General features: G+C 57.8%; 9 protein-coding genes. 7 read left to right on the top strand and 2 right to left on the bottom strand.

The window, feature by feature from the left end; genetic code table 11:
- Positions 1-101: 101 nt before the first annotated feature.
- The 7 genes from ABEG21_RS04635 to ABEG21_RS04665 all read left to right on the top strand — a co-directional run bounded on the left by ABEG21_RS04635 (position 102) and on the right by ABEG21_RS04665 (position 10,347).
- Entirely contained in the window at positions 102-2,999 is a 2,898-nt protein-coding gene (locus ABEG21_RS04635; protein ID WP_347556086.1) for a lytic transglycosylase domain-containing protein, read from the top strand.
- 46 nt (positions 3,000-3,045) lie between these two features.
- Positions 3,046-3,549, top strand: coding sequence for a hypothetical protein (locus ABEG21_RS04640; protein WP_347556087.1), 504 nt, complete (start codon positions 3,046-3,048; stop codon positions 3,547-3,549).
- Positions 3,550-3,578: 29 nt separating this feature from the next.
- Positions 3,579-4,388 (top strand): hypothetical protein, encoded by an 810-nt coding sequence (locus ABEG21_RS04645; protein WP_347556088.1) that lies wholly within the window; start codon positions 3,579-3,581, stop codon positions 4,386-4,388.
- Between the two features lie 377 nt (positions 4,389-4,765).
- Entirely contained in the window at positions 4,766-5,707 is a 942-nt protein-coding gene (locus tag ABEG21_RS04650; RefSeq protein ID WP_347556089.1) for an ABC transporter permease, read from the top strand.
- Entirely contained in the window at positions 5,707-6,549 is an 843-nt protein-coding gene (locus ABEG21_RS04655) for an ABC transporter permease (protein WP_347556090.1), read from the top strand. Before ABEG21_RS04650 ends, ABEG21_RS04655 begins: the two co-directional genes overlap by 1 nt.
- 67 nt (positions 6,550-6,616) lie before the next feature.
- Positions 6,617-8,599 (top strand): dipeptide ABC transporter ATP-binding protein, encoded by a 1,983-nt coding sequence (locus ABEG21_RS04660; RefSeq protein WP_347556626.1) that lies wholly within the window; start codon positions 6,617-6,619, stop codon positions 8,597-8,599.
- Between the two features lie 113 nt (positions 8,600-8,712).
- A complete protein-coding gene (locus ABEG21_RS04665) occupies positions 8,713-10,347 on the top strand; it encodes an ABC transporter substrate-binding protein (RefSeq protein WP_347556091.1) in 1,635 nt (544 codons plus the stop codon).
- Positions 10,348-10,382: 35 nt separating this feature from the next.
- Here the strand turns inward: ABEG21_RS04665 and ABEG21_RS04670 are convergent, their stop codons facing one another.
- Together ABEG21_RS04670 and ABEG21_RS04675 are read right to left on the bottom strand one after the other, a co-directional pair.
- Entirely contained in the window at positions 10,383-11,615 is a 1,233-nt protein-coding gene (locus ABEG21_RS04670; protein ID WP_347556092.1) for an asparaginase, read from the bottom strand.
- Positions 11,616-11,628: 13 nt separating this feature from the next.
- Positions 11,629-12,540, bottom strand: a complete 912-nt coding sequence (locus ABEG21_RS04675) for a LysR family transcriptional regulator (RefSeq protein WP_347556093.1) — start codon at positions 12,538-12,540, stop codon at positions 11,629-11,631.
- Positions 12,541-12,673 lie beyond the last annotated feature (133 nt).

A 12,673-nucleotide genomic window follows, 5' to 3' on the forward strand; every position in this document is an offset into this window, starting at 1 on the left:
TAATGGCAAATACTACGCACCCACGTCCTGCTGCTGCGCCTAGTGCGCCTGCTAGCGGAAGCTCGCAGACGCAGACTCAGCAGGCACCGGAAGCACCGCCTTTGAAGTGGGCCTACCCTTTCAATGCGGTGAAGCAGGATGAGGCGGTGACGGCGCAAACCTATTTCACTGCGCTTTCTCAGGCGGAGGACGGTTTTTTCCCGATGGGCGGAAACGGTTTGTGGCATGGGGGGATTCACTTCGGCAATGGCACGGCGGGCACGCTCGACCAGCAAAGCGGAGTTCGTGCGATTGCTTCGGGCGAGGTGATCGCCTACCGATTAAACGAAAAGTATCCGGTCGCCACGTATCCGGATAAGAACAATGCGATGTATTCGTCCGGGTTCGTATTGATCCGGCATCGTCTGACGATGCCGCGCGCCCCGGTAGCAGCGACTGCGCCGACTTCGACACCGGCAGCGGCGTCCGCCTCGCCCGCGTCAGCAGCACAAGGGGCGCCTGCTCAGGGGACTGGGAGGAGTGCTGCGGCACAACAGCCAGCCTCGGCTGCGACTTCCACTCCGGCCCAGCCCGCACAGCCGGCCGACGAGACGCTGACTTTCTTCAGCCTGTACATGCACTTGATGGATTGGGCCGGGTATCAAGCAGAAGACGCGAAACAGGATGCGACGCCGAGCAACGATGGCGCGAAAGCAGCCGACCAGGGCGTACAGCATATGGGGTACTGGCAAGGCAGCAAGAAATATCGGTTGGTGCCAGGATCGAATGTTAACAATAAGCAGGAGCAGCCGCCGAAAGCGATACCCGCTGCGGCACCCTCTGCGGCGAACACAGCTAACAGCGATCCACTCGGTGCCTTTATTGCCAACGGCTTCAAAGCGACTGCGCCGACGCCCGCTCCGACAGCGGCGGCGGCATCCACGCCAATCGATCCTGAGACGGTGTACACCGGTAATGGGCTAGCTATTCGGCGAAATCCGTTATCCAAGAGCGCGCATGCGCCTAACTCCGACATCTTGGGCATTCTGCCGCTCGGTGCTGAATTTACGATCGCGCGTGATGCGGATACGCCAGGCTGGGGCTATATCGGTGACGTCTTGAAAGGCAAGATTTATCCGCCGAAAGCAGGAGATGCACTTGATCCGTCGGCCAAGACAGGGTGCGTGTATTACAAAGGTATGAAGCCGCTGACGGTGCCTGCTCCGTTAGATCAAGTCGTCGTGTTGGACAAGCCTTTCAGCGTAAATGCGGGGGATGTTGTTGGTTACCTTGGCGAGTTTCAGCGTTATCGAGAAGGCCAGACGATACCGCCGACCGCTAAGCGATCTCAGCTTCATCTTGAGGTGTTTGCTGGTGACGAGTTTGCAGCGTTCTTCCAAAAGAGCAAACAGCGCGCGGCACAATTGTCTGATGCGCAGAAGTCGGTTTTGGTTATTTCTAAAGGAGCGAAACTTGTTTCTGAGAGTCAGGCAGATACGGTACTAAATAAAGCGGTGTTTCTTAAGCCGGTCGCTAACAAGTCGAGTGGCGGATGGTGGGCGCTTGTGCAGCCGATGACGGTCACTGTTCCTGCCCCCTCCGCAACCGCTCATCGTCAGACGCGTGCCCAGCCGCATTCGATCGAAACGCCGGACGGCACTCCGGTTTGGGTTAAGCGACCGTTGAGTGGAACCACACTCGCGGCTGATAGCCAGACCGCAGCATGGAGCAAGTATCCTCTAAACGTGTCAAATCCGACGGCCTCGACCGTCGGATTTGAGACCGCAATCCCGCGTGGTCTCCTGGATAAGCGTTATTTCGGCGCCGTTGACGATGCGGGGAAGCATTGGTGGAGCACGGAATTCGCCAACGAAAAAGGCCAGATTGATGCGGGCTGGGTGTGCGAATCGGCGCATCCTGGCACGGAATGGGTTAGCCCGTTTGCATGGCCTGGCTTCGAAATAGTCGATCACACTGGAATTTCGTTGGTCGATCAGTTCAAGAGATTTTTGTTGTTGAAAAACGAGGCGCTGGAGGGAGAAGATCTCACCGAATTTGCGCCTGCGGCAGCGAGTGTTAACGGCAGTGACCTGATCGTTAAACTGGAAAGTGCGATAGACAAGCAAGGCGATGGCAACGGGAAGGTCACCGCTGGCGAGTTGCGAAGGGCTATGACTAAGCCATGGCTCGCTTGGCCAATTTCCCGCCTCGTCGTTCGCTTCGAAAGTGAATGGGGCGGCGATATGAGCAAGTGGCGCTCCCTAGAAAATCTGCTTGGAACGGGACGCTATGTATGGGAGACCGAACTTGGCCGAATTGAGAGGCTACAATTTTGGAAAGACATTGCGCAAAAGAAAGTTGAAGGTTTTCCCCGCGCGGCGGAAGTGTATCACTTTCATTTGATTGGGCTAGTGGACAATTTCGGTGCTAACAATTTTAGTTCTCTCGATGCGCTAATTCGGTCAATAGGAGATGTTATAGCGGGGGGGGAAGGAGGATATGAGGCTTATAATTCGGGCACGAGAGACGTGCCTGGTGGAGTTGTGGGGCATTCCTATATCAGAAATGGCCCTGCAGGTCCGGTAACACAGAAAACAATTAATGAAATACTTGCGACCGAATCTATGTCTGGGACAAATCCGATGCGGATGTTTGCGACGGGAAAATATCAGACTACATTTCCAACATTGCAGGCGGCAAAGACAAGTCTTGGGTTGAGCGGTGATGAAAAGTATGATGTTGATATGCAGGAAAGGGTATTTAAAGACTTTCTCTTTGCGAAGGCCGGGCGAGGTGGATTAAGTGACTTCGTTCGAAATGGGGCCGGTTCGGTCGACGACGCTATTTATGCCGCATCCAAAGAATGGGCATCAATTGCAGTTCCAAATTCTTACCCTACAAACAAGCGCGGTGTTCTTTCTAATGGGAGCATGACGTACTTTCAGAAAGAGGGCGCTGCGAATATGGCGAATAACCAATCGACTTCTGCTCTGCGCCATTTGTTAGAGAGCTTGCACTAACTAAATTAAAGGGTATTTTATGTATTATAGAAATACGATAATTGCTATGTTACTTTTTTTAACAGCTTTTTTTGCACCGACGATATCAGCAAAAGAGTCGTTAAAAAATCATCCTTACGCCGGTGTGCAAATTCCCTATGCTAAATCTGAGCTGGGAGGTTGCTCGTACCAATATAGTCCCGTTGATTTTTGTGATGATGCTCATGTTTCTGCAATAAAGAATGCTCTTCAAACAGAGCGGGCGAATTATTTTGGAAATTATATTATCCTCCGGTATTCGGAGCGTCCCGAGTATTATCAAAAATCGATCTTGATTATAGATGTAAATACAGGCTATGCGTATCCGTTGCCAATCGACGCATACTCCGGATTTATTAAAGGAAAAGGGGTAGCAGTATCCGATGGGGTAGTAAAATATTCTATTTCTGATGATCGTATATGTATATCTGGCGCTATTCTCGTATATAAATCTATACAGCAAGGAAGTTTTTGTTTTGACTTTGATGGAAAAAAATTTGGCGGATTCCATACGGAGTATATGTTTCCGTGAAATTTTAAAAAATCATGGAGTTCGGACCAGTGCCCCGACTGCACGAATCGAGTGATCGGAGAAAATCGAAAAAGGCAGCTCTTGTGATTAAATGTTGTCGTATGATTGCAATGGCTCTCTGGATAATGGGTGCTATGCCCGCACATTCAGCGGAGCTTTCGATAGTCGAAAATAACAAGGTGCTGACATGTGAATCCGGTTCATGTCGTCTGATCCAGATATCAGGTTCCTTGGCATCGGCAATCAAAGAAGAATATAACCGAATCTCCACAGCCGACCTTTTTCACGACGGAAATAATGAGATTGTCGCAACCCATAATGGTGTGAATAGTTGCTCTCGATTCTTCTCCTATAATGCAGTGAAGGGTAGCTTTTTAGAGCTAAATTTTTCGGATAAGGATATTTGCGGCTACAAAATTGTTGGGGATATACTAATTTCTGTCGTAAAGGATGGCGTGAAGTTACGGCAAGACATCTATCAGAGGGACGGAAATACATTTAGGCTCCACTTCAGTGATAATTGTTATGGTTGTGACCAAGTAATTCGAACGGTTTATGACCACGATGCCGTGGTAGATAAATATCTTGTGGATGGGGCGGATGATTACGGCAAGCGAAAACCGCTTTTCTCCACGGTGACAGCCGGGAAAGCCCTTTTATACGGAGATCACTCACTATCGAGTACTACCCACATGTATCTCGTCAACGGGGACAAGGTCCAATTGCTGGACTTTGATAACGATGACGAGTCGATGTATTACATTCGATATGTCGGAAAGAGCGGCAAAACAATCCAAGATTGGATTAAATGCAAAGATCTTGCGGCCTGTTCACTGTAAAACCAAGCGTGGTTCGTCGACTCCGCGTTATATTTCCCCTCCATGGCATTTTGCTGCATCTTTGCGCTGTGCGTTTCGCAGAATGCTTAGCCCCGTGGCGGCCGTGCTAACGGGCGCGCCGTGCGTGTTCGCTTTGCGTCCAGAGCGCGCGAAGCAGGACACCCTCGCGCATCTCGACTACCCCGCAGACACAACCCCGCGACAAATCGCCACCGCCCTCACAAAAAGACCACTCAACTAGACAAAAACTTTCCTTTCCTGGCATCGGTTTGCCAGTTCCGTTGCCGTAAACGCAACGCCTCTTGCGCAATGAGCACTAGCCGCGCTGTTTTTGGCTTCGCAGAATTTTTCTACTCTGCTCTAGCCGACGGTTCCCCATGCTGCTCTATGTATTTCGCCGAATACTCAGCGCGATCCCGGTCATGTTGTTCGTGGCGCTGTTTGTGTTCGGATTGCTCGATCTCGCGCCGGGCGATCCTGCCGCGCTGCTGGCCGGCGAGAACGCCTCCCCGGAAGACATCGAAAAAATCCGCCAGTCGCTGGGCCTGAACAAGCCTTTCCTGTTCCGCTTTGGTGAATGGCTATGGCATCTGCTGCACGGTGACCTCGGCACCTCGCTGTTTACCTCCCAGCCGGTTACGCAGATGATCGGCGAACGTCTCGCGCCAACGTTCACGTTGATGATCATGACCATCGTCATCTCGGTCATCATCGCGATCCCGGCGGGTGCTTGGGCCGCGTGGCGTCACAACCGCTGGAACGATCGCGTCATCATGTTGTGCGCGGTGTTCAGCTTCTCCTTGCCGTCCTTTGTCGTCGGCTATCTGCTCGCTTGGATCTTCGGCCTCAAATTGCATTGGCTGCCGGTGCAAGGCTATGCGGGCCTCGACCAAGGCCTATGGACGTCGATCCGTTCGCTGATCCTGCCCGCCTTCGCATTGGGTTCGGTCTATATCGGCCTGATCGCGCGCTTTACGCGCTCCACGCTCGTCGAGACGCTGCAGCAGGACTACATCCGCACCGCTCGCGCGAAGGGCGTCAGCAACACACGCATCCTGTTTCGCCACGGCTTGAAGAATGCCGCCGTACCCATCGTCACTGTCGTCGGCTCCGGCGTCGCCTTGCTGATCAGCGGCACCGTCGTCACGGAAACGGTATTCGCCATCCCCGGCCTCGGTCGGCTAACGGTCGATGCCATTCTGCGACGCGACTATCCCATTATTCAGGGCGTGATCCTCTTGTTCAGCTTCCTGTACGTGCTCGTCAACCTTGCGGTGGACCTGCTTTATACGGTGTTCGACCCAAGGATCAAATACTGATGAAAACCGGTTCTCCCTTCTGGCGCACGATGCGTCGCCACCCGAACGTGCTATTCGGCGGCTCTTTGCTGTTGCTGCTGATCGCCATCGCCGTGCTGGCACCCTGGCTCCATACCGTCGATCCCACGGCGATCAATCCGATCTATCGTGCCCGCACGCCGTCGACGCAATTCTGGTTCGGAACCGATCTGCTGGGTCGCGATGTGTACTCCCGCGTGCTGTATGGCGCGCGCGTCTCGCTAATCGTCGGTTTTTCCGTGGCGATCCTGTCGACGATCCTCGGCGTGCTGATCGGTGTGCTTGCCGGTTTCGTGCGCTGGCTCGATGTGCTGATCATGCGCATCATGGACGGCTTCATGTCGATCCCGACGATCCTGCTGGCCATCGCGATGATCGCCGTCTGGCAGGCGTCGATGACCACCGTGATCTGCGCCATCACCGTCGTAGAGATCCCGCGCGTGGTGCGCCTCGTGCGCGGCCTGGTGCTGTCACTGCGTGAACAGCCCTTTGTCGAAGCGGCCGTGACTGCTGGCGCGGGCCACTGGCGCATCATGTATCGCCACATCTTCCCCAATACGGTTGCGGCGCTGATGGTGCAGGGGACCTATATCCTCGGCGTGGCCATCCTCGCCGAAGCGAGCCTGTCCTTCATCGGTGCGGGCGTACCACCGATCACGCCGTCGTGGGGCAACATCATGGCGGAAGGGCGGGCGTTGTGGCAGATCCGGCCGCAGTTGATTGCCTTCCCGGCGATCTTCCTGTCGCTGACCATCCTTGCGGTCAATATGCTGGGCGACGGTCTGCGCGACCTGCTCGATCCGCGCATGTCCTCGGAGCGCTGAGATGGAAACGACAACGAATCCGAGCGATGCCGATACGAACGGCATGACCAACACTGGCAGCAACACGATGATCAACGGCGGCGTCCAATCGGCGGCGAGCGGCGCAGTGACGCTCCCCGAAAACCGTGTCTTGGAAATCCGCGATGTCAGCGTCGGCTTCCAGCAAGCGGACGGCGGCGGCCTCGCGAATGCGGTGCGCAATATTTCGTTTAACGTCGATCGCGGCGCAACCACGGTGGTCGTGGGGGAGTCGGGTTCCGGCAAATCAGTGACCTCGCTTGCCGTGATGCGGCTAATCGAGTTCGGCGGGGGGACCATCACCGGCGGTCAAATCGCTTTCCGACGCCGCAGCGGCGACGTCGTCGATTTGACCCGCGCCTCGGAGGACACGATGCGTCGGGTGCGCGGCGGCGAGATCGGCATGATCTTTCAGGAGCCGATGACGTCGCTGAATCCCGTGTTGACGGTCGGCGAACAAATCACGGAAGCCATCCTTCTGCACCAGCCGACGCTAGCAGGAACCGCACAGGCAGAAGCAACCCGCGTCCTCGACCGCGTGCGCATTCCCGATGCGGCGCGCGTCATGAAGCGCTATCCGCACGAGCTGTCGGGCGGGATGCGTCAGCGGGTGATGATCGCGATTGCCTTGTCGTGCCGTCCGCAATTGCTGATTGCCGATGAACCCACGACCGCGCTCGACGTCACCGTGCAAGCGCAGATCCTGCATCTGATTCGTGAATTGCAGGTCGAACTTAATATGGGCGTGCTGCTGATCACACACGATATGGGTGTCGTGGCGGAATCGGCGGACCAGGTGATCGTCATGCGGCGCGGCGATCTCGTGGAACAGAACGAAGTGAAGCCGCTCTTCGCTTCGCCAACGCATCCTTATACGCGTGCTTTGTTGGCTGCCGTACCGAAGCTGGGCGCAATGCGCGGTACGGATCTCCCGGCCCGCTTCGAATTGCTGCGTGATCCGGCCGCCGAGCCAGAGAAAGCGGTGCAGGCGGACTCAGCCATGACGACCGTTGCCGATCGCGCAACAGTCGACGCTGCCGTCACGGCGGCTATCTACAGTGGTGACACATCGGTCTCGATGGACGCCGCGCTGGACAAGAAGAAAGCCGTTCTCAGCGTGCGCGAGCTGATCACGCGTTTCGATGTTAAGGCCGGTATGTTCGGCAGGGTCACAAAACGCGTCCACGCTGTGGAGCGTGTCAGTTTCGATATGTTCGAAGGCGAGACCCTGGGCCTCGTCGGCGAATCGGGCTGCGGCAAGACGACGACCGGCCGCTCCTTGTTGCGCCTGGTCAAGCCGCAAAGCGGCAGCATTTACTTCGACGGTGTCGATCTCGGTCGCAACGACAGACAGTCCGAGGCGCTGCTGCGTCGCAATGTGCAGTTGGTTTTTCAGGATCCGTTCGCCTCGCTCAATCCGCGCATCCGCATAGGCGACGCGATCATGGAGCCGATGCTGATTCAAGGGCTTGCCACGCGTGACGAAGCGGCGCGCCGCACGGCCGATCTGCTGGAGAAGGTCGGGCTCGATGCGTCGATGGCGCGGCGTTGGCCACATCAGTTGTCGGGCGGACAACGCCAACGTATCTGCATCGCTCGCGCGTTATCGACCAACCCACGCGTGCTGGTTGCCGATGAGTCGGTCTCGGCGTTGGACGTATCGGTGCAGGCGCAAATCGTCAATCTGTTGATCGATTTGCAGAAAGAACTGGGTATCGCTTGCCTGTTCATCTCACACGATATGGCGGTGGTCGAACGGATCAGCCATCGCGTTGCAGTGATGTATTTGGGACAGATCGTCGAGATCGGCCCGCGCCGCGCGATTTTCGAGAACCCGCAGCATCCGTACACGAAGAAGCTGATGGACGCGGTGCCGATTGCCGATCCGTTACGGCGACGTCATGGCGCGCCCTCGCTGATCGAATTGCCGAGTCCTGTGCGTGCGATCGGCGACGAGCCGGTGGTCGCACCGTTGGTGCAAGTCGGTCCCGGACATTTCGTGGCGCGCCACGCCGTGGGCGGCGCCTACTGATCCGACGACGAAGCGAACACCCGGGCGTCCTGCTTTTTACCTGCCACACCTCGCTGGCGCGCACCACGCGCGCCTTTGCAGCAAACGACCCTTTCTCTCATGGAGCGAAGCGCATGGATCGCAGGCAGTTCATCAAGTCGGGTATCGCATTAGGCGCGGCGGGCTCGCCGCTGGCGTTGCCGTTTGCCGGTCTGGCTGGGCTGGCCGATGCAGCGGAAAGCACTGGGGGCAAGGGCACGGCAAAGCGCTTCCGCTGGGTGCCGGCCGCCGATTTGACCATCGTCGATCCCATTTTCACGACCGCCTATGTGACGCAGAATCATGGCGCGCTGGTCTACGACACCTTATACGGTCTCGACGACAAGATGCGCGTGCATCCGCAGATGGCGGAGGGGCAGACGATCGAAAACAACGGCTTGCAATGGACCATCACCTTGCGTGAGGGCTTGCTGTTTCACGACAACACCCCTGTAAAAGCGCGTGATGTCGTGGCCAGTCTGAAGCGCTGGGGACAGCGCGACATGATGGGCCAGAGCCTGTTCGCCGTGACGACCAATCTGAGCGCCATCGACGACAAGACGATCCGCTTCACGCTGAGCAAGCCGTTCCCCTTGTTGATGTCGGCACTGGCGCGGCCAGAGACGATCATCGCGGCGATCATGCCGGAGCGCCTCGCGAACGCACCGCTATCGACCCCGCTGAAAGAGGTCATCGGCAGCGGGCCGTTTCGCTTCAATGCGAGCAAATGGGTATCCGGCTCGCAGGTCGTGTACGAGAAGTTCACACAGTACGTGCCGCGCAAGGACAGCTTTGCGCCGACGTACACCGCGGGGCCGAAGATCGCCTACGTCGATGAAGTGGACTGGAAGATCATCCCCGATCAGGCAACCGCGGTAGCGGCATTGCAATCCGGCGAAGTCGATGGCATCGACACCATCAATAACGACTTCATCTCCTTACTCCGGACCGATCCGGCGATCAACCTGATAAAGCGCCGGCTGCCGATCATGGGGATTCTGCGCTTCAATCAATTGCAGGCGCCGTTCGACAACCCTGCGTTGCGTCGCGTAATCCTGTCCGCCGTCGATCAGAAGGAATACATGACGGCGATGGTGGGCAGCGAATTCCCGGAATATTGGGATGCAAAGACCGGCTTCTTCGCGCCGGGTTCGCCGATGGCGAGCGACGCTGGCATGAGCGCGATCACATCGAAACGTGACTTGTCGAAGGCCAAGGCGGCGGTTACGGCCGCAGGGTACAAGGGCGAGAAGGTGGTCATCATCGATCCGGCCGACAACCCGATCTATCATGCCGCAGCGCTTGTGACGGTCGATCTGTTCAAGAAGCTCGGCATCGCGGTGGAAGTCCAAGCGATGGACTGGGGTTCTGCGATTCAACGTCGCACGAATCAAGCGCCTGTATCGGCGGGCGGCTGGAGCGTCACGTTCACCGGCCTGACGGGGATCAATAATTTCGATCCCGCCGGACATTTGGGATTACGCGGCAATGGCAAGGCGTCCTGGTTCGGCTGGCCGATCGCGCCGAAGTTGGAGCAGTTGCGCGACGCGTGGTTCGCGGCGCCAGACCTCGCCGCTCAGCAAAAGATCTGCCGCGATATGCAGGTTCAGGCAGTGGAAGACGTGCCGTACGTGCCGCTCGGCTCCATGTATCCGGTCAGCGCGCTGCGCAAGGAATGGAAGGACATGCAGACCGATGAGCTGCTGTTCTTTACGTTAAAGCACGTCTGATCGCCGCATCGCAAAGCGGCGACGGTCGCGCGCACTCAACCCTGCAACGCCGCTTCGATCTGCAACGTCGGCACGTCGGCAGCCAGCAACAGGCGCAGCAGGATGCGTGCTTTCTGCGGGTTCAGCCGCCCGGCGGGCAAGCCTTCCGCGCGCGGCGTCACATGTCCGCCACCGGTCCGTGTGGCGCGGACGACTGGCAAACCGCTGTCCATCAACTCGGCCACGCGCGGTTTCCACGTGTTCGGCAATGAGCCGTTCCCGACGCAGGCAACGACCAGGCCGGCGGCGCCGCCCTTGATCGCGGCATCGATCAAATCAGGGCTCATGCCCTGATAGCCGTACAGAATGTCGACACGCGGCAGCGGGGGCAGGGCATCCAGATTGAACGTGACGAGACCGGCCGGCCGTGACGCTTCGAAGAAGAAGTGCGGCTGTATCCCGATAAAGTAACCGAGATAACCCGCCTCGCCGCCGTCGAAGGTATCGGTCTGGTTCGCATTCCGCTTCGTCGTGTAATAGGCGGAACCGATGCGGTCGGCGAGTACGATCATCGGCCCGCGGCCTACCGCTCGGGCGCTTGCCGCGAGAGAGACGCCCTGTAGCAGATTCATGGGGCCGTCCGCGCTGACCGCGGTGGCCGGACGCATCGCCCCTACCAGCACGACCGGCTTCGGCGAACGGACCGTCAGTGCCATCAAGAAGGCGGTCTCTTCCAGCGTATCGGTGCCGTGCGTGACGACGACGCCATCCAGTTCAGGATCGGCCAACGCCGCATCGATTCGTTGTACCAGCCGCACCAACTGCGCGTCGCTGAGGTCCTTGCTGGCGACGTTGGCGAATTGCTCATAGCTGACATCCGCGACATCGGCCAAGGCCGGGATCGCTTCCAGCAACGTGTCGATGCCGACGCCCACCGTATAACTGGACGTCTCCGTCTCCGATACCGCACTGCTGGCAATCGTTCCGCCGGTCGCGAGCACCAGAACCGCAGGCCGCCGCGACGGCGACGTCAACAAGGCCTCATCGCCTTCGACCGCGGGCGGTACGTCGACGGGATAGGTGGCCGGCGATTTGCGCGATGCCGCGCGCGAAGGCCGTCGCAACGCCAAAGGATCCAAAGGCGTGGCCACCAGCGGCTGATCCACTGACACCGAAACCGACAGTAACGATGCGATGTCGGCGGCGTGCTTCTTGCCGGAACGCTTCGGTTTCGCGTCGACGTCGTGTTTCCGATGTTTGGCTTTCTTCGCTTTCTTCTTCGATGACATGATGGGCTTCTGTTCATTCGCCGTGACGGCGTGCGACCTCGTCGGCCATGCGGATGGCGAGTTCGATGAATTGTTCGATCGAGCGGGGCAACTGCCGCCCCTGCATCGTATGAATCTGAATCGTGCGATCGTAGACATCCGCATTGGACAGCGGGATCGCCAGTACCTCGCCGCGCTGCACCGCGTGCGAGACGGTCAAGGTACCGGCCAGCGTCAATGCCTCGAAGTCACGAATGAAGTGTTGCAGCGCGCCAGAATAATCACTGGTCAGGACATAGTCCAGTTCGATCTTCTCGTGCATGCAGCAGAAATCCACCAGCGCGCGGGTACTGTTCGAATGCGTCGACATGACCACCGCGTATTGAGCGATGTCCTGCAACGACACTTCGGTGCGCGTCGCTAGCGGGTGGCGCGGGGACATGATGGCGAACAGCGGTGCCCGCTTCGAGTACACGACGTTGACACCGTCCACCGGCGCCAGACTGTACGCCATGCCCAGGTCGACTTCGCCGCGCTTGACCTTTTTACTGACCTCACTGCGCACGGCGACTTGCAACTCGAAGCGCACATTGGGCTCGCGTTTCAGGAATTCACCCATCACATGCGGTAGAAATTCGCGCCCGAAGCCCTCGTTCGCCGCAATGCGGATGACGGTCTTGCCGATGCGGGACAGATCCGATAATTCCGCGGCGAGCTTATCCGCTTCCAGCAACGCCCGTCGGACATAGGCGGCCATCAATTCGCCGGCTTCGGTCAGGCGCATACCGCGCGCATTGCGTTCGAACAGCGGCGTGCCGTGCTCGCTTTCCAGGCTATGAATGCGTCGACTGACCGCGGACGGCGCGACGTGCAAGGCCTCGGCCGCCAAGGTGACGGAGCCGAGGTTTGCAACCTGCAGGAAATAGCGAAGCGTGGTGCTGATCATTCGGATGCGTAAGTACGGATTCGGCAAGGCCCGTTGCGAAATCAGCACTGGCCGTGCGATTTTGCATCGGGGACACTTTGCCATCCGCTTGGAAGCCGGTCAGGGCCTCCATCATACCGATTACCCTATCCCA

It is taken from the genome of Robbsia sp. KACC 23696 (genome assembly GCF_039852015.1).
In the GTDB taxonomy this organism is placed as follows: Bacteria; Pseudomonadota; Gammaproteobacteria; order Burkholderiales; family Burkholderiaceae; genus Robbsia.